This is a genomic window from Streptomyces sp. NPDC048288 (assembly GCF_043201555.1).
Lineage (GTDB): Bacteria > Actinomycetota > Actinomycetes > Streptomycetales > Streptomycetaceae > Streptomyces.
The window spans coordinates 322,615-345,146 of the sequence record NZ_JBICZD010000004.1 but is presented as its reverse complement, the minus strand read 5'-3'; the positions used below and the strand labels follow the sequence as shown (position 1 = coordinate 345,146).

Here is a 22,532-nt window from a genome sequence, read left to right as displayed (position 1 = left end):
CCCTTCTCGGGGGCGCGGGGAACTGCGCGACCAGCCACACACGGCCCGCCGCATTCAGACGGCCTTCGCAGCCCTCTGCCGAGCCAACGAGACCTGACGGGCAACCCGAGGCCCCAGCACCGAGACGACAAGCAACACACCGGTGACGACGATCTGCGACTGCGCGGACACATTCAGCAGACTCATCACGTTCTGCAGCGCCCCCAGCAGGAACACCCCCGCGATCGCCCCGCCGAGCGTCCCCCTGCCCCCGTCGAAGTCGATCCCCCCGAGCAACACGGCGGCCACCACGCTCAGTTCGAGCCCGGTCGCGTTGTCGTACCGCGCACTCGCGTAGTGCAGGGCCCAGAAGACTCCGGTCAGCGAGGCCATGAACCCCGTGGCGACGAAGAGGATCAGCTTGTTGCGCTTGACGCGGATCCCCGCGAACCGCGCCGCCTCCTCACTCGCCCCCACCGCGAACAGCGACCGCCCGAACGGCGTGGCGTGCAGCACCACCACGGCGATCGCCAGCAGCACGAGGAACGGCAGGAAGGCCCGCGGCAGAAACGTGTCGCCGAGCCGCCCGGCCGCGAAGTTCAGGTACTGCGCCGGGAAGTCGGTCACCGCGTCCGAGCCGAGCACGATCTGCGCGATGCCCCGGTAGGCCGCCAGCGTGCCGATGGTGACGGCGAGCGACGGCAGCCCCAGCCGGGTCACCAGCAGGCCGTTGACCAGCCCGCAGACGACCCCGAGGAGCAGGCACAGCGGGATGATCGTCTCGATGGCCATGCCCTCGTTCCAGAGCTTGCCCATGACCGCACCCGAGAGCCCGGCGGTCGAGGCGACCGACAGGTCGATCTCCCCCGCGACGACCAGCAGGGTCATCGGCAGCGCGATCAACGCGATCGGAAGGGTGTTGCCGATCAGGAAGGACAGGTTGAGGGAGTTCCCGAAGCCGTCCACGGAGCCGAACGACACCAGCAGCAGGATCACCAGCAGGGCGCCGACGACGGTGTCCCAGCGGACCGCACGGGTCAAGGACTCAGGCATGGTTCGCGTTCTCCTTGCTGACGGCAGTCCGCTTGAGGGCCGACTTCTTCTTCAGCGCGGCCGCCACCCGCAGCGCGACGACCCGGTCGACGGCGATGGCGAGCAGCAGCAGGAAGCCGTTGATGGCGAGGACCCACACGGAGCTGACCCCGAGGGCGGGCAGCACGCTGTTGACGGAGGTCAGCAGCAGCGCGCCCAGCGCGGCGCCGTACACGCTGCCGGAGCCGCCCGTGAAGACCACGCCGCCGACCACCACGGCGCTCACGACGGTGAGTTCGTAGCCGTTGCCGGTGCCCGAGTCGACGTTCCCGAACCGGGCCAGGTACATGGCGCCGGCGAGTCCCGCGAGGGCGCCGCAGAAGGTGTACGCGGTGAGGATCCGCTTGCGGACCGGGATGCCGGCCAGCCGGGCGGCCTCGGGGTTGGAGCCGAGCGCGTACAACTCCCGTCCGCTGCCGAAGTGTTTGAGGTAGTAGGCGGTGGCGACCAGGACCGCGAGGGCGATCAGTGCCAGCCAGGGGACCGCCGTCAGTCCGCCGGAGCCGAAGTCGACGAAGGAGCCGGGGAGATCGGCCGCCGTGATCTGCCGGGAGCCGACCCAGATGGAGTCGACGCCCCGGATGATGTACAGCGTGCCGAGGGTGACCACCAGCGCGGGCACCTGACCGAGGCTGACCAGCAGGCCGTTGAGCAGTCCGCAGCCGATGCCGAGGAGGACGGCCAGGACGATCGCGACCACCGGGTTGCCGCCGCCGTGCAGATAGTCGCCGGCGGCGAAGGCGGTGATGCCGAGGGTGGAGCCGACGGACAGGTCGACGTTCCTGGTGATCACCACCAGGGACTGGCCGGTGGCGACCAGCACCAGGATGGTCGCGTTGAGCAGCAGGTCCTTGATGCCCTGCTCGGAGAGGAACTCGCTGTTGCCGGCCTGGGTGACGGCGATCATCACCAGGAAGACGACCAGGATGGCGAGTTCGCGCATCTTGAAGACACGGTCGACGAGCCGGGTCCCGCTGGACTCGGGCACCTCGGCGACGGGGGTCGGTTCGGAGGTGGTCACCGTCATGCGGCGGCCCTCCCCGTGGCTGCGGCCATCACGGTTTCCTCGGTGGCGTCGGAGCGCGGGATCTCGGCGGTGATCCGGCCCTCGTGCATCACCAGCACGCGGTCGGCCATGCCGAGGATCTCGGGCAGGTCGGAGGAGATCATCAGGACCGCGACCCCGTCGGCGGCCAACTCGCCGAGCAGGCGGTGCACTTCGGCCTTGGTACCGACGTCGATGCCCCGGGTCGGCTCGTCGACGATCAGCACCTTCGGTCCGGTCGCCAGCCATTTGGCGAGGACGACCTTCTGCTGGTTGCCCCCGGAGAGGGTGGAGACGGCGTCGGCGATCCGGGCGTACTTCACCTGGAGCCGGACGGCCCAGTCGAGGGAGCGGCTGCGTTCGGCGCCCCGGTCGACGAGGCCCGCCTTCACGGTCGTACGCAGTCCGGTCAGGCCGATGTTCCGCTCGATGGACATGTCCATCACCAGGCCCTGGGCGCGCCGGTCCTCGGGGACGAGGGCGAGGCCCGCGTTCATCGCGACGGAGGGCGCGCCGTTGGTCAGCTTCCGTCCCCTGACCTCGACTTCGCCCGCGTCCCAGCGGTCGACGCCGAACACGGCCCGGGCGACCTCGGTGCGGCCGGCGCCGACCAGTCCGGCGAGGCCGACGATCTCGCCGGAGCGCACCTCGAAGGAGACGTCGGTGAAGACGCCCTCCCGGGTCAGCCGCCGTACGCTCAGGGCGACTTCGCCGGCGCTGACGTCCTGCTTGGGGTACAGCTCGTCGAGGTCCCGGCCGACCATCCGGCGTACCAGGTCGTCCTCGGTCATGCCGTCGACGGGTTCGCTGGCGATCCAGGCGCCGTCCCGGAGGGTGGTGACGCGCCGGCAGATCTGGAAGATCTCCTCCAGCCGGTGCGAGATGAACAGCACGGCAGCGCCCTGGTCGCGCAGGGTGCGCACGACGCCGAAGAGACGGGCGACCTCGCTGCCGGTGAGGGCGGCCGTGGGCTCGTCCATGATCAGGACCCGGGCGTCGAAGGAGAGCGCCTTGGCGATCTCGACGATCTGCTGGTCGGCGATGGACAGGCCGCGGGCGGGGCGGTCGGGGTCGAGGGCGACGCCGAGCCGCTTCATCAGGGCGGCGGTGGCCGCGCGGGTGGCCTTGTGGTCGATCCGGCCCAGCGCCCGCCGGGGCTGGCGGCCCATGAAGATGTTCTCGGCGATCGAGAGGTCGGGGAAGAGCGTGGGTTCCTGGTAGATCACGGCGATTCCGGCGTCGCGGGCGTCGCCGGGGCCGTGGAAGACGACGGGTTCGCCGTCGAGCAGCACCCGGCCGGCGTCCGGCCGGTGCACTCCGGCGAGGGTCTTGATCAGCGTCGACTTGCCCGCGCCGTTCTCCCCGGCGAGGGCGTGCACCTCGCCGGGGAACAGCTCCAGGGAGACGTCCCGCAGGGCGCGGACGGCCCCGAAGGACTTGGAGACGTCCTTCAGCGCCAGCACCGGGGCCGGTCCCGTGTCGGACGGGTGGGTCATGAGGGCTCCTCGACGACTCCGGCGAGACGGTACGCACCCGGCTCCACGGCGTCGTGAAAGGTTTCAACTGGATTGCCGGGACCGTAGGCACCACGGGCATGTCACGTCAATGGGTCCGTGTCGAAAAAATTTCGATAGCCGAAGGTCACGGCGGAGTCACGGAAAACGGGGTTGGTCGGAGAGCTTGACACCCCTGCGAGGCACTCGTACTTTGCCGTTCTGAATCGTTTCATCATTCACCTCAGGAGCCCCTAAGTGACCGACCTCGCCGCGGTGAAGGCCGCGCTGAAGACCCAGGCCGTCGAGACGCCGTCGTGGGCGTACGGAAACTCGGGGACCCGTTTCAAGGTGTTCGCCCAGCAGGGCGTGCCGCGCACGCCGAAGGAGAAGCTCGACGACGCGGCGCAGGTCCACGCGGTGACCGGGGTCGCGCCGACGGTCGCTCTGCACATCCCCTGGGACAAGACAGACGACTACGCCGACCTGGCCAAGCACGCCGAGGAGCGCGGGCTGAAGCTGGGGGCGATCAACTCCAACACCTTCCAGGACGACGACTACAAGCTGGGCAGCATCTGCCACCCGGACGCGGCGGTGCGCCGCAAGGCCGTCGACCATCTGCTGGAATGCGTCGACATCATGGACGCGACGGGGTCGCGCGACCTGAAGCTGTGGTTCGCGGACGGCACCAACTATCCGGGGCAGGACGACATCCGGGGGCGCCAGGACCGGCTGGCCGAGGGGCTGGCCGAGGTGTACGCGCGGCTGGGCGAGGGGCAGCGGATGCTGCTGGAGTACAAGCTCTTCGAGCCGTCCTTCTATACGACGGACGTGCCGGACTGGGGGACGGCCTACGCCCACTGTCTGAAGCTGGGGCCGCAGGCCCAGGTCGTGGTCGACACGGGCCACCACGCGCCGGGCACCAACATCGAGTTCATCGTCGCCACGCTGCTGCGGGAGGGGAAGCTCGGCGGGTTCGACTTCAACTCGCGGTTCTACGCGGACGACGACCTCATGGTCGGCGCCGCGGATCCGTTCCAGCTGTTCCGGATCATGTGCGAGGTGGTGCGCGGGGGCGGGCTCACGGCCGAGGTGGCCTTCATGCTCGACCAGTGCCACAACATCGAGGCGAAGATCCCGGCGATCATCCGGTCGGTGATGAATGTGCAGGAGGCCACGGCGAAGGCGTTGCTGGTGGACCGGGTGGCGCTGGGGGCGGCGCAGGTCGCGGGGGATGTGCTCGCCGCCAACGCCGTCCTGATGGATGCGTACGACACGGATGTGCGGCCGTTGCTGCGGGAGGTTCGGGAGGAGATGGGGTTGGATGCGGAGCCGCTTGCTGCGTATGCGCGGAGCGGGTGGGCCGAGAAGATCGTCGCTGAGCGGGTGGGAGGGCAGCAGGCGGGGTGGGGTGCGTAAGCGTCTGCGTTGAGCTGTCTCGTCGCGGAGTGCGGGCCGGTTGTGGCTGGTCGCGCAGTTCCTCGCGCCCCTAGGGAATGCAGTCACCCTCGTTCGAAAAGTAAGGAATCTCGATGTCCACCCATCCCGAAGCCGCCGCTCTTCTCGCCCGGTCCCATCGGCTCGGTGCTGATCCCCGTAATACGAACTACGCCGGTGGGAACACGTCCGCGAAGGGCACCGACACCGACCCCGTCACCGGGGGTGATGTCGAGCTGATGTGGGTGAAGGGGTCCGGTGGTGATCTGGGCACGCTCACCGAGGGCGGGCTCGCGGTGCTGCGGCTGGACCGGTTGCGGGCGCTCGCCGGTGTCTACCCGGGGGTCGACCGCGAGGACGAGATGGTCGCCGCCTTCGACTACTGCCTGCACGGCAAGGGCGGGGCGGCTCCGTCGATCGACACCGCGATGCACGGGCTGGTGGACGCGCCGCACGTCGATCATCTGCACCCGGACTCCGGGATCGCGCTGGCCTGTGCGGCGGACGGGGAGAAACTGACCGCCGAGTGTTTCGGGGAGACCGTGGTGTGGGTGCCGTGGCGCCGGCCCGGGTTCCAGCTCGGTCTGGACATCGCGGCCGTCAAGGCGGCCAACCCGCGGGCGATCGGCTGCGTCCTCGGCGGGCACGGGATCACCGCGTGGGGCGACAGCTCCGAGGAGTGCGAGCGGAACTCGCTGCACATCATCCGTACCGCCGAGGCGTTTCTGGCCGAGCGGGGCAGGGCGGAGCCGTTCGGGCCCGTCGTCGAGGGGTACGGCGCGCTGCCGGAGGCCGAGCGGCGGGAGCGGGCGGCGGCGCTCGCGCCGTATGTCCGGGCGGTCGCTTCCCAGGACCGGGCGCAGGTCGGGCACTTCACCGACGCCGAGGTGGTCCTGGACTTCCTGGCGCGGGCCGAGCACCCGCGGCTCGCCGCGCTGGGTACCTCCTGCCCGGATCACTTCCTGCGGACGAAGGTACGGCCGCTCGTGCTCGACCTGCCGCCGGCCGCGCCCCTCGACGAGGCGATCGCGCGGCTGAAGGAGCTGCACGCCGTGTACCGGAAGGAGTACGCCGACTATTACGCGCGGCACGCCCTGCCCGACTCCCCCGCGATGCGCGGGGCCGACCCGGCGATCGTGCTGGTGCCCGGGATCGGCATGTTCAGCTTCGGGAAGGACAAGCAGACCGCGCGGGTGGCCGGTGAGTTCTACGTCAACGCCATCAACGTGATGCGCGGGGCGGAGGCCGTGTCGACGTACGCGCCGATCGAGGAGTCGGAGAAGTTCCGGATCGAGTACTGGGCGCTGGAGGAGGCCAAGCTGCGGCGGATGCCGAAGCCGAAGGCCCTGGCGACCCGGGTCGCCCTGGTGACGGGGGCCGGCAGCGGGATCGGGAAGGCGATCGCCCAGCGGCTGGTGGCCGAGGGGGCGTGTGTCGTCGTCGCCGATCTGAACGCCGACGGCGCGGCCGGGGTCGCCGAGGAACTCGGCGGGCCGGACAAGGCCGTCGCGGTCACTGTGGACGTGACCGACGAGGAGCAGATCGCCGCCGCGTTCCGGGCCGGTGTGCTGGCCTTCGGCGGGATCGACCTCGTCGTCAACAACGCGGGGATCTCCATCTCCAAGCCGCTGCTGGAGACGTCGGCGAAGGACTGGGACCTCCAGCACGACATCATGGCCCGAGGCTCGTTCCTGGTGTCGCGGGAGGCGGCCCGGGTGATGATCGGGCAGGGGCTGGGCGGGGACATCGTCTACATCGCCTCGAAGAACGCGGTGTTCGCCGGGCCCAACAACATCGCCTACTCCGCGACGAAGGCGGACCAGGCTCATCAGGTGCGGCTGCTGGCCGCCGAGTTGGGTGAGCACGGCATTCGCGTCAACGGGGTCAACCCGGACGGTGTGGTGCGCGGGTCGGGGATCTTCGCCGGGGGGTGGGGTGCCCAGCGGGCCGCCGTGTACGGGGTGGAGGAGTCGAAGCTGGGCGAGTTCTACGCGCAGCGGACCATCCTCAAGCGCGAGGTGCTGCCCGAGCACGTGGCGAACGCCGTGTTCGCGCTGACGGGCGGGGAGCTCACCCACACCACCGGGCTGCATGTCCCCGTCGACGCGGGTGTGGCGGCCGCGTTCCTGCGATGACCGCCGTCAGGTCCTGTGCCGCGGTCGACCTGGGCGCGTCCAGTGGGCGGGTCATGGTCGGCCGGGTGGGTCCGGACTCACTGGAGCTGACCGAGGCGCACCGGTTCGTGAACCGGCCGGCGCGGGTGCCGGAGGGGCTGCGGTGGGACGTGCTCGCCCTGTACGCGGGGGTGTTGGAGGGGCTGCGGGCGGCAGGTCGGGTGGACTCCGTGGGGCTCGACAGCTGGGCCGTGGACTACGGGCTGCTGGACGCCGACGGGGCGCTGCTCGGCAACCCGGTGCACTACCGGGACGCCCGGACGGAGGGCGTCGCCGAGAAGGTGTGGGCGGCCCTGCCGGCGGCGGAGCTGTACGCCCGTACCGGGCTGCAGTACGCGCCGTTCAACACCCTGTACCAGCTGGTGGCGGCCCGGTCGAGTGCCCAGTTCGCGCGGGCCGAGCGGCTGTTGCTCATCCCCGACCTGCTGTCGTACTGGCTGACCGGCGAGCAGGGCACCGAGCTGACCAACGCCTCCACCACCCAGCTGATCGATCCGCGGACCCGCGACTGGTCCCACGAGGTCGCGGACCGGGTGGGCATCGACCTGGGGCTGTTCGCGCCGCTGCGGCGGCCCGGGGATCCGGCCGGGGTGCTGCGGCCGGAGGTCCTGGAGGAGACGGGGCTGACCGGGCCGGTGCCGGTGACCGCGGTCGGCTCGCACGACACCGCGTCGGCGGTGGCCGCGGTCCCGGCGACGGGCGAGCGGTTCGCCTACATCTGCACCGGCACCTGGTCGCTGGCCGGACTCGAACTGGCCTCGCCCGTACTGACCGAGGAGAGCCGGGCCGCCAACTTCACCAACGAGCTGGGGCTCGACGGCACGGTCCGCTACCTGCGCAACATCATGGGGCTGTGGCTGCTGCAGGAGTGCGTACGGGCCTGGGGCGACCCGGATCTGGGCGGGCTGCTGCGGGAGGCCGCCACCGTGCCGGCGCTGCGGTCGGTGGTGGACGCGGGGGACGCCGGGTTCCTGGCGCCCGGCCGGATGCCGGAGCGGATCGCCGAGGCCTGCCGGGCGTCGGGGCAGCCGGTGCCGCGGACGCCCGGTGAGACCACCCGGTGCATTCTCGACTCGCTGGCGCTGGCCCATCGGCGGGCGGTCGCCGAGGCGCAACGGCTCGCCGACCATCCGGTGGACACGGTGTACGTGGTCGGCGGGGGCACCCGCAACGCGCTGCTGTGCCAGCTCACCGCCGACGCCTGCGGACTGCCGGTGGTGGCGGGTCCGACCGAGGCGGCGGCCCTTGGGAACGTGCTGGTCCAGGCCCGCGCCCAGGGGCTGGGCGGCGACCTCGCGGACCTTCGGCGGCTGCTGGTCCGCACCCAGCCGCTGACCCGGTACGCGCCGCGCGGCGACACCGCCCGCTGGGCGGCGGCCGAGGCCCGGCTCGCCGCGCGGTGAGCCGGTCTCCCCTTGCTCGCGTCGGCCCATTACTCTGCACTCATCCGATGATCGACCCCTAGGAGCCGCGATGCGTGTCGCTCTCTTCCTGACCTGCGTCAACGACACGCTGTATCCGGACACCGGCCGTGCCGTGGTGAAACTCCTGACCAGGCTGGGCGTAGAGGTCGATTTCCCGATGGCGCAGACCTGCTGCGGGCAGGCCCACTACAACACCGGCTACCGTCATGAGGCGGAGCCGCTGGCCCGGCATTTCTCCGATGTCTTCGGGGAGTACGAGGCGATCGTGACCCCGTCCGGGTCGTGCGGGGCGATGGTCCGGGAGCTGTATCCGAGGATGGGCGAGCGGGCCCGGGCGGAGGGGCGCGGGGGCGGGCTCGCGAGTGCGCTGGCGCCGGTGGTGCCGAAGACGTACGAGCTGACGGAGTTCCTGGTGGATGTGCTGGGGGTGACCGATGTCGGGGCCTACTACCCGCACCATGTGACATACCACCCGACCTGTCACGGGCTGCGGAGCCTCGGCCTCGGCGAGCGGCCCCGCCGGCTGCTCCAGGCCGTCAAGGGGCTGGAGTTGGTGGAGCTGCCGGGTGCGGAGGAGTGCTGCGGGTTCGGCGGCACGTTCGCGGTGAAGAACTCCGACGTCTCGGCGGCGATGGGCGCCGACAAGGTGCGCAACGCCGAGTCGACGGGTGCCGAGGTGCTGTGCGCGGCCGACAACTCCTGTCTGATGCACCTCGGCGGCACCATGACCCGGCTCGGCACCGCGATGCGGCCGGTGCACATCGCGGAGATCCTGGCGAGCACCGAGGAGGAGCCGGCCGTATGAGCGGAACATATCTGGGGATGCCCGCCTTTCCGAAGGCCGCGCACGAGGCGGTCAACAATCCCACCCTGCGCGGGAACCTGCGCCATGCCACGCACACCATCCGGGCCAAGCGCGCCAGGGCGGTCGCCGAGGTGTCCGACTGGGCCGCGCTGCGCGAGGCGGGCAAGCGGATCAAGGACCACACGCTCCGTCATCTGGACCGGTATCTGGTGCAGTTGGAGGAGTCGGTGACGGCGGCCGGCGGTACGGTCCACTGGGCGGCGGACGCCGACGAGGCCAACCGGATCGTCGCCGGCCTGGTCAAGGCCACCGGCGAGTCGGAGGTCGTCAAGGTCAAGTCGATGGCCACGCAGGAGATCGGGCTCAACGAGGCTCTGGAGGCCGAGGGCATCCGGGCCTACGAGACCGATCTCGCCGAGCTGATCGTGCAGTTGGGCCATGACCGGCCCTCGCACATCCTGGTCCCCGCGATCCATCGCAACCGGGGGGAGATCAGGGACATCTTCCGGCGTGAGATGGGGGCGTGGGGGCGCCCGGCGCCCGAGGGGCTGACCGACACACCCGCCGAACTCGCCGAGGCGGCCCGGCTCCACCTCCGGGAGAAGTTCCTGCGCGCCAAGGTCGGTATCTCCGGCGCCAACTTCATGGTCGCCGAGACCGGCACCCTCGTCGTCGTCGAGTCCGAGGGCAACGGGCGGATGTGCCTGACCCTGCCCGAGACGCTGATCTCGGTCGTCGGCATCGAGAAGATCGTGCCGTCCTGGCAGGACCTGGAGGTCTTCCTGCAGACACTCCCCCGTTCGTCGACGGCCGAGCGCATGAACCCGTACACCTCGATGTGGACCGGCACCACGGACGGCGACGGCCCGAGCACCTTCCATCTGGTCCTGCTCGACAACGGCCGCACCGACACCCTCGCCGACGAGGTCGGCCGCCAGGCCCTGCGCTGCATCCGCTGCTCGGCCTGCCTCAACGTCTGCCCGGTGTACGAGCGGGCGGGCGGCCACGCGTACGGCTCGGTCTACCCGGGCCCGATCGGCGCCATCCTCAGCCCTCAGCTCCGGGGCACGCAGAGCGAGATCGACGCCTCCCTGCCGTACGCCTCCTCCCTCTGCGGGGCCTGCTACGAGGTGTGTCCGGTCGCCATCGACATCCCCGAGGTGCTGGTGCACCTGCGCGAGCGGGTCGTGGAAGGCGGCGAGACGGTCCGGGGCGGCAACAAGGTGGTGCTCAGGCCGGCCAAGGGGCACGCGGCCGAGCGGGCGGCGATGCGCGCGGCCCGCTGGGCGTTCTCCCACCCGGCGGCCCTGCGCACCGGCCAGCGGCTCGCCTCCCGCACCCGCCGCCTGCACCCGAGGACGCTCCCCGGGCCGGGCAGGGCGTGGAGCGGCACCCGGGACCTGCCGGCCGTACCGGCGGAGCCGTTCCGGGACTGGTGGCAGCGGACCGACGGCGGACGGAGCGGGGCGAAGTGAGCAGCAGGGAACGGATCCTGGGCCGGGTGCGGCGCGCGCTGGCCGACGTGCGGGACGAGGACCCGCCGGTCGAGCGGGCGTATCTGCGCGAGCACGGCGGGCGGAGCGTCGCGGAGACGGTGGAGCTGCTCGCCGAGAACCTGGCGGACTACCGGGCCGTCGTGCACCGCACCACCGAGAACGAACTCCCCGACGCCATCATGCGGTTGCTCGCGGAGCGCGGGTCGCGGCACGTGCTGGTGCCGCCGGGGCTGCCGCCGGAGTGGATGTCGGCCGCCGACGCCACCCGGGTCCATGACCGTGCCGAGAGCACACCCGGCGAACTGGACGAGGTGGCGAGCGTGGTCACCGGCTGTGCGGTGGCGATCGCCGAGACCGGGACCATCGTGCTGGACGGCGGCCCGGACCAGGGCCGCCGCCGGATCACCCTGGTCCCGGACCACCACGTCTGTGTCGTACGGGTCCCGGACCAGGTCGTCTCCTCGGTGCCCCAGGCCCTCGAACGCCTCGACCCGACCCGCCCGTTGACCTGGATCTCCGGCCCTTCGGCCACCAGCGACATCGAGCTTGACCGGGTCGAGGGGGTGCACGGCCCGCGCACCCTGGAGGTGCTCCTCGTCAGCGGTGATCAGCCGAGCGACGAGGTCGGCTCGTAGGTGCCGGAGGGCAGTTCGTACGAGGCGACACCGTCCGCGAAGCCCTGGTACCGCACGCCCGGGATCCGGGAGAGCGGGGTGCGGCCCTCGCGGACGGTGCCGGGGTCGGCCGTGGGGATACGCAGGGTCGCCGTGCTGTTGGCGGGTACCTCGGCCCGGTAGGCGAGTTGACTGCCCGTCACCCGCCATTCGCTGACGATCTCGCCGTACGGGGAGAGGTGCGAGCCGGAGACCCGGGTGATCCTGCCGGTCGGGTCGAGGTGCGGTCGCAGGAGGAAGTGCTTGAAGCCGGGGTGGTCCGGGTCCCCGGCGATGCCGGCCATGGACGCGTACATCCACTCCATGATCGCGCCGTAGGAGTAGTGGTTGAAGGAGTTCATCTCGACCGGGCCGAAGCCGTCGGTCTTCGAGTAGGAGTTCCAGCGCTCCCAGACCGTGGTGGCGCCGTTCTGCACGGAGAACAGCCAGGACGGCATGGCGTCCTGGTGGAGGAGCCGGTAGGCGAGGTCGGCGTGGCCCTCGTCGGTGAGGACGGGGGCGAGGACGTTCACGCCGAGGAAGCCGACGGAGAGGGTGTTCTCGGCGTAGTCGACGCGGGTGCTGTCGGGGTGGGCCGCCTTGTAGGCCGCGTCGTTGCCGATGTTGTCGGCGAGCAGGGTGACGAGTTGGCGGCGCTGGGCCTCGGTGTCGTAGAAGCCGAGTTTGAGGACCCAGAGCAGTGCGGTCTGGGCGTTGTCCTCGGTCTTTCCGGCGCCGTTGCCGGGGGTCCAGGGCGGTGGGTCGCCGAGGCTGGAGCGGAGGGTGAGGTCGCCGGTGGTGGCGTCGGTGGCGAGGTACTTGGTGATGAACGCGCGCTTGATGCGGGCGAAGAGCTGCTCGTAGGCGGCCGTCTCGGCGGTACGGCCGGTGGCGCGGGCCATGTCGGCCATGAGGCGGGTGCTGTGGCCGTAGTAGGCGTCGCTCATGAGCTGGGTGCTGGTGATCTGGAAGGCGAGCCAGTCGCCGAAGATGGCGCCCTGGCCGGCGTAGGTGTCGCCGGTCCGGTGCTGGATCCAGTCCAGGTACTTGGTCATCGCGGGCCAGCAGCGGTCGATGATCGTGGAGTCGCCCGACATCTGCCAGACGGTCCAGGGCACGACGACCCCGCAGTCGGCCCAGCCGCTCGCCGGGATCGGCTGGTTGTAGCGGTTGCCGGGCGCGACCCAGGTGAACTGGGCGCCGTCCAGGCCGTAGATCCGCTGCGAGTCGACGAGGCTGTCGGCGAAGTGGCTGAGGAAGGTGACGGCGTCGGTGTTGTAGAGGCCGGTGCGGGAGAACAGCTGGGTGTCGCCGGTCCAGCCGAGGCGTTCGTCGCGCTGGGGGCAGTCGGTGGGGACCCAGAAGTAGTTGCCGCGCTGGCCCCAGCGGACGTTGCTGATCAGCTGGTTGACGGTGTCGTCGTCGGTGCTGAGCGTGCCGGTGTCGCGGAGGGCGGAGGTGGCGACCCGGCCGGTGAAGGAGGTGACGGTGACCTGTGCGGTGGTGGTGACGGAGGCGTAGCGGAAGCCGTAGAAGGTGAGCGAGTCCTGGTGGGTCTCGCCGCCCGGGTCGCCCTTGAGGGTGTAGGTGCTGGTGGCCTGGGCGGTGCGCAGGTTGGCCCGGTAGACGGAGCCGGCCGGGCCGTCGGCGCCGGCGCTCGTGTCGTTGAGCATCTCGCCGAAGCGGAAGGTGACTTCGGCGCCGGCCGGGCCGCGCAGCGTGTAGCGGGGGACGCCGACCATGTTCTGGCCGAGGTCGAAGACCGCGGTCTCGCCGGGGGCGAGGGTGACGGCGGCGGTGGCGGCCTCGGCCGGGTCGGTGACCGTGCGGGCCGGGTCCACGACGACCTCGCCCCTGCCGTCGCCGGTCACGCCGGTGCACACGGTGACGGAGTGGGGTCTGCGGTCCCACGCGGGCAGGAGGCGGGCGCTCTCGCCGGGGTAGGCGACCAGCAGCGAGTCGGGGAACTTCGCGGCGAACGGGTCGAGTTCGGTGGGGGACCAGGCGGAGGTGTCGAAGCCGTTCGCGGTCCAGCCGGGGAGTTCGCGGCGGGCGTCGTAGGTCTGGCCGTCGTAGATGTCGTCGGCGCGGTGGGGGCCGGTGTCGGTGGCGCGCCAGGCCGCGCCGGGTTCGGTGACGATCGACTGGGTGCTGCCGTCGGCGTAGGAGATCAGCAGCTTGGCCTTGAGGGCGAGGGCGTTGCCGTCCGCCGAGTAGTACGTGCTGCCGTCCGAGACCCGGCCGTTGTACCAGCCGTTGCCCAGCACGGCGGCCAGGGTGACCTGCCGCTCCCCCGCCACCAGGGCGGTGACGTCGTAGGTCAGGTAGCTGATCCTGGCGTCGTAGTTGGTCCAGCCGGGAGTCAGCAACTCGTAGGTGCTGCCGCCTCCTTGGGGCACCGCGACCCGCTGCCCGTTGACATACGCGTCGTACACGCCCAGCGCGGAGATGTAGAGCCGGGCCCCGCGCACCGTGCGGCCGGTGAGGGCGGTCTGGCGGCGGAGCAGCGGGGCGCCCGCGCTGTTCGGCCGCTTGCCCGCCATGGTGATCCACTGGGCACCGTCCCAGCCGGTGACGCCGTCGGTGCTCAGCAGACCCGTCTCGAAGCGGGCGGGGTGGGAGGCGGTGGCGCGGCCGTCCTCGTGCCAGACCGTCACCGTCCAGTCGTAGCGGGTGGAGGCGGCGAGGCCGGGGCCGGCGTAGTGCACGGCGACCGAGTCGGACGAGGGGACCCGGCCGCTGTCCCAGACCTGCGCGCCGCCCCGGGTGACCCGGACCCGGTAGGCCGTCTGGCGGCTGCCGCGGACCGGGGAGGCGGTGCGCCAGCCGAAGCGCGGGCGCCGCGCGTCGACGCCGAGCGGGTCGGTGCGGTGTTCGACCGTCAGCCCGGTCACGGACCTGTCGTCGTGCGCCGGCGCGGCCGATGCCGTGCCGATCCCGCCCGCCATCACCACCGGGACGGCCCCGAGCGCGGTGGTGAGAACGGTCCTGCGCCGGACCCCGTCGCGATCGCCGTTGTGTACTCCGTCAGTCATGCCGTCATCCCTTCGGCCAGTCGGAGTTGTATCGATTCAGATCGATCGACGGTTGAAGATAGTGGCGCCAGTGACACGTGTCGACGGGCCGAGCAGCAAGAATTTCCCACAGTTTCCAACAGCCTCAGGATCCGGCCAGGCGGTGCAAGATCTATTTGAAACTTTTCAAAAGCGGAGCCGGGCACCCCGGAAAGGCCGGGGCTAGCGTGAGGGAATGATCCGGTTCGAGCAGGTCACCAAGCGGTATCCGGACGGCACGACCGCCGTGGACGGCCTCTCCTTCGAGGTGGCCGAGGGAGAACTGGTCACGCTCGTCGGCCCCTCCGGGTGCGGCAAGACCACGACGATGATGATGGTCAACCGGCTCATCGAACCGACCTCGGGCCGGATCCTCGTCGACGGCGAGGACATCGCGCGGGTCGACCCGGTCCGGCTGCGCCGCCGGATCGGCTATGTCATCCAGCAGGTGGGCCTGTTCCCGCACCGGACGATCCTCGACAACACAGCGACCGTCCCGGCCCTGCTCGGCTGGAAACGGGCGAAGGCCCGCGAGCGCGCCGCCGAGCTGCTCGACCTGGTGGGTCTGGACCCGGGGACCTACGGGCGGCGCTACCCGGACCAGCTCTCCGGCGGCCAGCGGCAGCGGGTCGGCGTGGCGCGGGCGCTGGCCGCCGATCCCCCGGTACTGCTGATGGACGAGCCGTTCGGTGCGGTGGACCCGGTGGTGCGGGAGCAGTTGCAGGACGAGTTCCTCCGGATGCAGGCCGCCGTGCGCAAGACGGTGCTGCTGGTCACGCACGACATCGAGGAGGCGGTACGGCTCGGGGACCGGATCGCGGTGTACGGGCAGGGCCGTATCGAGCAGTTCGACACGCCCGGGGCGGTGCTGGGCACCCCGGCCACGCCGTACGTCGCCGGGTTCGTCGGCGCCGACCGGGGGCTGAAGCGGCTGTCGGTGACCGCCATCGAGCCGGACGACCTGGAGCAGCCGCCGGTCGCCCGCCCGCGGGAGTCCGCCGGGAGCGCCGCGGCTCGGCTGCGGGCCGAGGGGGCGCGGTGGGCGGTGGTCCTGGACGCGGACGGCGATCTGCACGGCTGGGTCGGCCTCGACGAGCTGGCGGCGGGCGGCACGGTCGGCGCGCTCGCCCACCGGATGACCGCCTGGGTGCCGGTGGGCGCCCCGCTGAAGCAGGCCTTCGGCGTGATGCTGCAGTACGACGCCGGATGGGTGGCGGTGCTGGACGGCTCGCGTTTCCTCGGGGTGCTCACCCCGGCCAAGCTGCACGAGGCGCTGCGCCGCTCGGTGGACGCGGAAGCGCGCGGGGTGTCACGCGGTCAGGTGCCGTTCGACTCGGTGTCGGACGCCTGACCGGGGGCGGCCGGTGTCCGTCAGCAGTACGTCATCGGGCAGCCGCGCCGCAGCGAGTGCTGGGCGGCCCGCAGGAACAGCGCGACGTAGAAGGCGGCGTCCAGGTCCTCGCCCCAGGGACCGGGCCGGGCGGCGGCCGCCTCCTCCGCCTGCCCCTCCAGGAACCACATCGTCAGATCGAGGTTGTCGCAGGCCTCGGGTATGACGTCGACGGGCAGCCCGACGGCCGTCGCCAGCCGCTGTGCCAGGGCCAGTATCTCGGGGGCGCCGGCGACCACCGTCTCGTCGTCGTAGGCGGAGTGCAGCGGGAGCCGGATCTCCTCGTCGAGGGAGAGCGGCACCAGCACCGACCAGCCCAGCAGCAGCTCCGTCTCGCGCGGTGCGAGATGCTCTCGGCACAGCGCGGCGAACCCGGCCATGGTGGGCACGAGCTTCTCCTCGAACGAAAGGCCCGAGCCGCGGACGAAGGCGGCCGCCTCGGGCACCGACTCGTAGGGCGCGAGACCGCGCCGCCGCAGTTCCGCGTCGAGCGCCGAGGCGACGGCTCCCCTGCCGCCCTCGTCCTCGTCGCCGTCGCACCACTCCTGCGCACCGACACTCACCAGGTAGATCCCCATGGCAAGAACGTACCGCCCGCCACTGACAACGGGCCCCGGCCGTCACTTGAGCAGGCCCTTGTCCCGCAGATAGGTGCGGGCCACGTCCTGGGCCAGCCGCCGCCAGCTGTCCACCTGCTGGTTCATCGAGGCCAGGTCGGCGGTGGTGAGGACGCCGTTGAGCCTGCCGAGCGCCTTCGTCACCCGCTCCCCGCCCGCCCGTGCGCGGTTGACGACCGGGACGACGTAGTCGGCGTTCTGCAGATGCCGGTCGTCGGCGAGCAGGACCAGGCCGAACTGGCCGAGGGTCGCGTCGGTGGTGGTGGTCAGCACCATCTGGTCCTGGCCGTGCTGGACGGCCAGCTTGGCCTGGGTGGTGCCGACGCCCTTGGGATCGATGCCGGTGATGTCGATGCCGTAGACCTTCTTCAGGCCCGGTTCGCAGTACGGCCGTTGTACGCACTCGTCGCCCGCCGCGAGCCGTACCTTCAGTCCCGAGGCGCCGAGGTCGCTGAGCGTCTCGAGGTGGTGCTCGCGGGCGTAGGCGGCCGTCACCGCGAAGGCGTTCTGGTCCACGGCCCGGCCCGGGTCGAGGACGGTGAGACCGCGCGGTGTGGCGAGGCGGCGCAGGGCCGTCATCGTGGCGGCGAGGTCGGGCGAGCCCACGGGCGGTGCGTCGGGGCCGTTGGTCTTGGCGTTGAGCCAGTCGGCGAAGGTGGCCGCGTATTCCGGGACGACGTCGATCTGCCCGGACTCCAGGGCGGGTTCGTAGAGTTCGCGGTTGGCGACCGTGAGGAGCGAGGTCCGGTAGCCGGCCTGGTGCAGCAGCTGCGCGTACAGCTGGGCGAGCAGGTCGCTCTCGGTGAAGCCGGCGGAGCCGATGGTCAGACGGCTGCTGTCGCCCGGGGGCGCGGTGACCTCGCCGCGGTTCTCCAGGGAGGGGCCGGTGGTGCAGGCGGTGAGGGTGAGGAGTACGGCGACGGCCGCCGCACGGAGTCTCATCGCGAGCCCCGCACCCACAGCGGGGCGAGCCGTTCCACGAGGGCGAAGACGCCCTCGACGAGCAGGGCGAAGGCGGCGACCAGGATCGCCCCGGCGACCACCATGGGCGTGCTGGCCAGGTTGAATCCGGCGGTGATGATCCGGCCGAGGCCGCCGCCGCCGGCCAGCGCGGCGATGGTGGCCGTGGCGACGAGCTGCACGGCGGCGATCCGCACCCCGGTGAGGACCAGGGGGAGCGAAAGGGGCAGTTCCACGTGAAACAACATCTGTCGCCCGGTCATCCCCATGCCCCGCGCGGCCCCCACGATGTCCCGGTCGACCTCGCGCATCCCGACGTAGGCGTTGGTGAGCAGCGGCGGTACGGCGAACAGGACCAGGGCCACCACCGTGGGGCCCTCGCCCCACCGGCCGACGGGGGTGAGCAGCAGCAGGACCAGGACGGCGAAGGTGGGCACGGCCCGGCCCACGTTGGAGATGTTCACCGCCAGCGCGCCGCCCTTGCCGAGGTGGCCGAGGACCAGGGCGACCGGCAGCGCGATCAGGCAGCTGATCACCAGGCACACGACGGTGAGCACGAGGTGCTGGAGCAGCCGGTGCCCGATGCCGTCGTCGCCCGCCCAGTGCGCGGCGTCGGTGAGCCAGGCCCAGGCCTCGACGAGGGTGTTCACGCGCGGGCCGCCCGGGTCCACGGGGTGATCAGCCACTGGACGCCGAGCAGCAGCAGGTCGGCGGCGACGGCGATCAGCACGCACAGCACGGAGGCGGTGAGCACCTGGGCCTTGAAGTAGGTGTTCATGCCGGCGTAGATGAGGTTGCCGAGCCCGCCGAAGCCGACGATCGCGCCGACGGTGACCAGGGAGACCGCGGAGACGGTGGCGATGCGCAGGCCGGCCATCGCGGCGGGCAGGGCGAGGGGAAGTTCGACGGTGAGCAGCAGGCGGACCGGGCCGTAGCCGAGGCCCCGGGCGGCCTGCCGGGTCTCCTCGGGGACGGCGCGCAGGCCCGCGAGGATGTTCCGGACGAGCAGGGTGAGCGAGTAGAGCACCAGGCCGGCCACGACCAGGGTGGCGGAGAGGCCGTACACGGGCAGGAGCAGGGAGAACATCGCCAGGGACGGGATGGTGTAGAGGACGGTCGTGACGCCGAGGACGGGTCCGGCCGACCAGCGCCAGCGGCGGGCCAGCACGGCCAGCGGGACGGCGAGAACGAGTCCGATGAGCACCGAGAGCGCGGTGAGCCGCAGGTGCTGGCCGACCGCGTCGAGGAGGATCTGGCGGCGGCTGGTGAGATAGGCGCCGCAGATCCACTCGTTGCGCGCGAGGCAGTCGTCCGGGGGCGCGGTCACGCGTCCATTGCAGCGGACGGGGGACCGGCTCGGCGCGTTGTGGTGACCCGTCCGGGCGGCTACTTCACGCCCGCCGCGTCAAGCAGCGTGTTCGCCGTCGCCGTGAGCAGGCCGTCGTCGAGGTGCTCGATCCCGGCGCCGGCCCGGGCGCTGGCCCCGTCGAAGATCAGCATGAGCTGGCGGGCGAGCAGGGCGGGATCCGCCGCGCCGCCCTGTCCGGCCTGCTCCTCGAAGTAGCCCCGCAGCAGGTCCTTGGCGGCTCGGGCCACCACGCTCGCGGGATGCTCGCCGTCCTTCAGCTCGACCAGGACGGCGAGGTACGGGCAGCCGCAGTAGCCGGGGGCCGCCGCGTTCTCCGCCGCCCGCCGGAACACGTACTGGATCCGTTCGCGCGGGGTGGCCGACTCGGCGTCCGGGGACCTGAGCTGGGCCTCGTACCAGGGCCTGCGACGCTCCAGGCTGGCGGCCAGCACCTCGTCCTTGCTGTCGAAGAGCTGGTACATCGAGCGCTTGGAGACCCCGGCCGACCTGCAGAGCGCCTCGACGCCGATGGAGACGCCGTCGCGGTAGAAGAGCTCGGTGGCGGCGTCGAGCAGCCGGTCGCGGGGGGACGCCTTGTCCGTGGTGGCCATACCGCCGAGGTTACCGCGCGGACGCCGGCGAGGAAACCGATCGGTATCCAGGGTGGCAAGCGCGCTGAACAAGCGCTTAGATAGTAGCTCTGACCCTGTTACACGGGCTTGTCCCACGACCCCCAGCCGGAGGCCCCCGTTGTTCACTTCCGTCGACGACGTCTCCGCGCGCCTCGCGGAGACCGGCTATCTCGCCTCCCCCGCCGTCGCCACCACCGTCTTCCTGGCCGACCGGCTGGGCAAGCCGCTGCTCGTCGAGGGCCCCGCCGGAGTCGGCAAGACCGAGCTGGCCAAGGCCGTGGCCGAGGTCGCCGGGGCCCGGCTGGTGCGCCTGCAGTGCTACGAGGGCGTGGACGAGTCCCGGGCCCTGTACGAGTGGAACCACGCCAAGCAGCTGCTGCGCATCAGCGCCGGCCGGGACGAGACCTGGGACGAGACCCGCACCGACATCTTCAGCGAGGAATTCCTGCTCCCCCGCCCGCTGCTCACCGCGATCCGGGGCGACGACCCGAAGGTGCTGCTGATCGACGAGACCGACAAGGCCGACGTCGAGGTGGAGGGCCTGCTCCTGGAGGTGCTCAGCGACTTCCAGGTGACCGTCCCCGAACTGGGCACGGTCACCGCGACCCGCCGCCCCTTCGTGGTGCTCACCTCCAACGCCAGCCGCGAGCTGTCCGAGGCGCTGCGCCGCCGCTGCCTCTTCCTGCACATCGGGTTCCCGGAGGAGGAGCTGGAGCGCCGGATCGTACGGCTGAAGGTGCCGGGCCTCACCGAGGCGCTGGCCGGGTCGGTGGTCCGGGTGGTCGGGGCGCTGCGCGCGATGGACCTGCGCAAGGCACCGTCGGTGGCCGAGACCATCGACTGGGCCCGCACCCTGCTGGCGCTGGGCGCCGACACCCTGGACGAGCAGGTCGTACGGGACTCCCTGGGCGTGATCCTCAAGCACCAGGACGACATCCAGAAGGCGGCGGCCAAGCTGGACCTGGACGCCCTGTGAGTTCCGGGGCCGATGTCGCCGAGCGGCTCACCTCCCTCGTCGGCGCGCTGCGCGGGCACGGGGTACGGGTCGGCACCGGGGAGACCGTGGACGCGGGCCGGGCGGTGGAGGCACTCGGGCTGACGGACCGCGAGCTGCTGCGCGAGGGACTCGCCGCGACGCTGCTGCACGGGCCGGGCCAACGGGCCGTGTTCGACCAGGTCTTCGACCTCTACTTCCCGCGCGGGGTGGGCGGGCCGGGCACCGGCTCCGCCGACCGCGAGGAGCTGCGGGACCGGATCGCCGCCGCGCTGGCCTCCGAGGACGAGGCGCTGCTCCGGCGGTTGGCGGCCGAGGCCGTCGACGGCTTCGGCGGATACGGGAGTTCACCGGGCTCCGACGGCTGGTCGTCGTACCAGACCCTGGACCGGCTGCGGCCGCAGACGCTGCTCGCGCGGGTCCGGGCGGACGTCCGGGCGCGCGGCGGGAGCGGCGCGGGGTTCGCCGACCGGCTGCTCGACGACGAGATCCGGCGGCGCATCGAGACGTTCCGGGGCATGGTCGCGGCGGAGGCCCGGCGGCGGGTGGCGGAGCGGCGCGGGCGGGACGAGATCGCCCGGCGGGCGGTGGCGCCGAGCGCGGACCGGGTGGACTTCCTGTCCGCCGGGCGGGACCAGCTCACCGAGCTGCGCAGGGCGGTCCAGCCGCTGGCCCGGAAGCTGGCGACCCGGCTGGCCGCACGCCGCCGCCGGGCCGCGCGGGGCACCATCGACCTGCGGCGCACCCTGCGCGGCTCGCTGTCGACCGGCGGGGTGCCGATGCGGCCGGTACTGCGCCGACGCCGGCCGGTCCGCCCCGAACTGGTGCTGCTCTGCGACGTCTCGGGCTCGGTGGCGGGGTTCTCGGACTTCACGATGCTGCTGGTGCAGGCGCTGCACGACCAGTTCAGCAAGGTCCGGGTGTTCGCCTTCGTCAACCGCATCGACGAGGTGACCGGTCTGCTGGAGCACGGCCGGGCCGACCCGGAGGGGCTCGGCGCCCGGATCCGCGCCGAGGCGACCCTCACCGGCTGGCACGGCAGCAGCGACTACGGCATGGCCCTGGGCGAGTTCGCGGAGCGGTACGGCGCCGCGGTGGGCCCGCGCACCACGGTGTTCGTGCTCGGCGACGCCCGCACCAACAACCTCGACCCGAACCTCGCCGCCGTCCGCCGGATCGCCCAGCAGGCGCGCCGCGTCTACTGGTTGAACCCCGAGCGGCACTCCCTGTGGGGCACCGGAGACTCCGCCGCGCCCGAGTACGCGGAGCTGGTGGAGATGCACGAGTGCCGCACGGTCCGCCAGCTCAGCGGGCTGGTCGCGCGGCTGCTGCCGGTGTGACAGAGGAGGGTGCCGTCACCCACGCACGGTGACGGCACCCGGTGACCGCGCCCGGTGACCGCCCTCAGCCCTCCTCGGCCCTCGCGTAGTCCGTCGCCATGCCGCCGGCGAAGTCGTACAGGATCACCTGCTCGTCGCCCACGACCCAGGCGTCGTGGCCCGCCGGGCAGACGAAGACGTCTCCGGGGCCGATCTCGCCCTCGCCGCCGTCGTCCATGACCAGGTGCATCCGGCCCTGCAGCACATAGCCGTTGTGGTGGACCATGCAGGTCTCGGTGCCCGCGATCGGCCCCACCGACTCCGTCCAGCGCCAGCCCGGCTCGAAGGTGGCGATCGCGAAGTCCAGGCCGGTCATGTGCACGGCCTCCAGGTGGCCACGGGGGAAGTCACGGCGCTCGTCCGGCTTGTCGACCGTCTTGATCTCCAGCATGACGGTGTCCTCCCTTCGCACTCCCATCCACCACTCCATCGTCTGCCTGTCAAGTCGGGAGCGCCATTCGGGGGGTGTGCCGTGCGGGCCGGTTCGGGGGGGTGGGGAGGGGGTGGGGAGGGGGCCGATGGGGTGGTCGGCGGTCTTCCCGAGCCGTGTGCCATGTGACA

19 protein-coding genes are annotated in these 22,532 nt (G+C 71.8%); 9 read left to right on the top strand and 10 right to left on the bottom strand.

From position 1 onward, the window contains the following. Positions 1-54 precede the first annotated feature (54 nt). Genes ACGFZS_RS16980 through ACGFZS_RS16970 form a run of 3 tightly spaced genes read right to left on the bottom strand, consistent with a single transcriptional unit; the run spans position 55 to position 3,612 of the window. Entirely contained in the window at positions 55-1,032 is a 978-nt protein-coding gene (locus tag ACGFZS_RS16980; RefSeq protein WP_365694924.1) for an ABC transporter permease, read from the bottom strand. Further along, positions 1,025-2,098, bottom strand: coding sequence for an ABC transporter permease (locus tag ACGFZS_RS16975; RefSeq protein WP_393795722.1), 1,074 nt, complete (start codon positions 2,096-2,098; stop codon positions 1,025-1,027). The genes ACGFZS_RS16980 and ACGFZS_RS16975 overlap by 8 nt, the downstream gene beginning before the upstream one ends. Beyond that, the gene (locus tag ACGFZS_RS16970; protein ID WP_393795721.1) at positions 2,095-3,612 is read right to left on the bottom strand and encodes a sugar ABC transporter ATP-binding protein; all 1,518 of its coding nucleotides are present in this window, start codon (positions 3,610-3,612) and stop codon (positions 2,095-2,097) included. The genes ACGFZS_RS16975 and ACGFZS_RS16970 overlap by 4 nt, the downstream gene beginning before the upstream one ends. Before the next feature lie 255 nt (positions 3,613-3,867). Between ACGFZS_RS16970 and rhaI the strand changes: the two genes are divergently transcribed. From rhaI to ACGFZS_RS16940, 6 genes are all read left to right on the top strand, one after another. Continuing rightward, positions 3,868-5,028: an L-rhamnose isomerase gene (gene rhaI, locus ACGFZS_RS16965; RefSeq protein ID WP_393795720.1), complete on the top strand. Its 1,161-nt coding sequence runs from the start codon at positions 3,868-3,870 to the stop codon at positions 5,026-5,028. Positions 5,029-5,141: 113 nt separating this feature from the next. Beyond that, the gene (locus ACGFZS_RS16960; protein WP_393795719.1) at positions 5,142-7,181 is read left to right on the top strand and encodes a bifunctional aldolase/short-chain dehydrogenase; all 2,040 of its coding nucleotides are present in this window, start codon (positions 5,142-5,144) and stop codon (positions 7,179-7,181) included. After that, positions 7,178-8,623: a rhamnulokinase family protein gene (locus ACGFZS_RS16955; RefSeq protein ID WP_393795718.1), complete on the top strand. Its 1,446-nt coding sequence runs from the start codon at positions 7,178-7,180 to the stop codon at positions 8,621-8,623. Before ACGFZS_RS16960 ends, ACGFZS_RS16955 begins: the two co-directional genes overlap by 4 nt. Before the next feature lie 70 nt (positions 8,624-8,693). Beyond that, positions 8,694-9,449 (top strand): (Fe-S)-binding protein, encoded by a 756-nt coding sequence (locus ACGFZS_RS16950; protein ID WP_359222574.1) that lies wholly within the window; start codon positions 8,694-8,696, stop codon positions 9,447-9,449. Next, positions 9,446-10,924 carry a LutB/LldF family L-lactate oxidation iron-sulfur protein gene (locus ACGFZS_RS16945; protein WP_393795717.1) on the top strand — a complete coding sequence of 493 codons (1,479 nt, stop codon included), beginning with the start codon at positions 9,446-9,448 and terminating at the stop codon, positions 10,922-10,924. The genes ACGFZS_RS16950 and ACGFZS_RS16945 overlap by 4 nt, the downstream gene beginning before the upstream one ends. Further along, positions 10,921-11,580: a lactate utilization protein C gene (locus ACGFZS_RS16940; protein ID WP_393795716.1), complete on the top strand. Its 660-nt coding sequence runs from the start codon at positions 10,921-10,923 to the stop codon at positions 11,578-11,580. The genes ACGFZS_RS16945 and ACGFZS_RS16940 overlap by 4 nt, the downstream gene beginning before the upstream one ends. Here ACGFZS_RS16940 and ACGFZS_RS16935 read toward each other — a convergent pair. After that, positions 11,553-14,633 carry a family 78 glycoside hydrolase catalytic domain gene (locus ACGFZS_RS16935; protein ID WP_393795715.1) on the bottom strand — a complete coding sequence of 1,027 codons (3,081 nt, stop codon included), beginning with the start codon at positions 14,631-14,633 and terminating at the stop codon, positions 11,553-11,555. The two genes, ACGFZS_RS16940 and ACGFZS_RS16935, sit on opposite strands and share 28 nt — an antisense overlap. Positions 14,634-14,847: 214 nt before the next feature. On the opposite strand from ACGFZS_RS16935, the gene ACGFZS_RS16930 reads away from it, so the two are divergent. After that, positions 14,848-16,002 carry a betaine/proline/choline family ABC transporter ATP-binding protein gene (locus tag ACGFZS_RS16930; protein ID WP_393795714.1) on the top strand — a complete coding sequence of 385 codons (1,155 nt, stop codon included), beginning with the start codon at positions 14,848-14,850 and terminating at the stop codon, positions 16,000-16,002. Positions 16,003-16,022: 20 nt separating this feature from the next. Here ACGFZS_RS16930 and ACGFZS_RS16925 read toward each other — a convergent pair whose 3' ends face one another. From ACGFZS_RS16925 to ACGFZS_RS16905, 5 genes are read right to left on the bottom strand one after another with little or no spacing between them, the layout of a single operon-like run. Beyond that, a complete protein-coding gene (locus ACGFZS_RS16925) occupies positions 16,023-16,619 on the bottom strand; it encodes a hypothetical protein (RefSeq protein ID WP_393795713.1) in 597 nt (198 codons plus the stop codon). A gap of 42 nt (positions 16,620-16,661) precedes the next feature. Further along, entirely contained in the window at positions 16,662-17,600 is a 939-nt protein-coding gene (locus ACGFZS_RS16920) for an ABC transporter substrate-binding protein (protein WP_393795712.1), read from the bottom strand. Then, positions 17,597-18,268, bottom strand: a complete 672-nt coding sequence (locus ACGFZS_RS16915; RefSeq protein WP_393795711.1) for an ABC transporter permease — start codon at positions 18,266-18,268, stop codon at positions 17,597-17,599. The genes ACGFZS_RS16920 and ACGFZS_RS16915 overlap by 4 nt, the downstream gene beginning before the upstream one ends. After that, a complete protein-coding gene (locus ACGFZS_RS16910; protein WP_393795710.1) occupies positions 18,265-18,945 on the bottom strand; it encodes an ABC transporter permease in 681 nt (226 codons plus the stop codon). Before ACGFZS_RS16910 ends, ACGFZS_RS16915 begins: the two co-directional genes overlap by 4 nt. A gap of 59 nt (positions 18,946-19,004) precedes the next feature. After that, positions 19,005-19,577: a TetR/AcrR family transcriptional regulator gene (locus tag ACGFZS_RS16905; protein WP_393795709.1), complete on the bottom strand. Its 573-nt coding sequence runs from the start codon at positions 19,575-19,577 to the stop codon at positions 19,005-19,007. Between the two features lie 139 nt (positions 19,578-19,716). Between ACGFZS_RS16905 and ACGFZS_RS16900 the strand changes: the two genes are divergently transcribed. Then, a complete protein-coding gene (locus tag ACGFZS_RS16900; RefSeq protein WP_359222559.1) occupies positions 19,717-20,574 on the top strand; it encodes a MoxR family ATPase in 858 nt (285 codons plus the stop codon). Continuing rightward, positions 20,571-21,932 carry a VWA domain-containing protein gene (locus ACGFZS_RS16895; RefSeq protein WP_393795708.1) on the top strand — a complete coding sequence of 454 codons (1,362 nt, stop codon included), beginning with the start codon at positions 20,571-20,573 and terminating at the stop codon, positions 21,930-21,932. Before ACGFZS_RS16900 ends, ACGFZS_RS16895 begins: the two co-directional genes overlap by 4 nt. Positions 21,933-21,996: 64 nt before the next feature. On the opposite strand, the gene ACGFZS_RS16890 is transcribed toward ACGFZS_RS16895, so the two are convergent. After that, positions 21,997-22,362, bottom strand: coding sequence for a cupin domain-containing protein (locus tag ACGFZS_RS16890; RefSeq protein ID WP_393796022.1), 366 nt, complete (start codon positions 22,360-22,362; stop codon positions 21,997-21,999). Positions 22,363-22,532 lie beyond the last annotated feature (170 nt).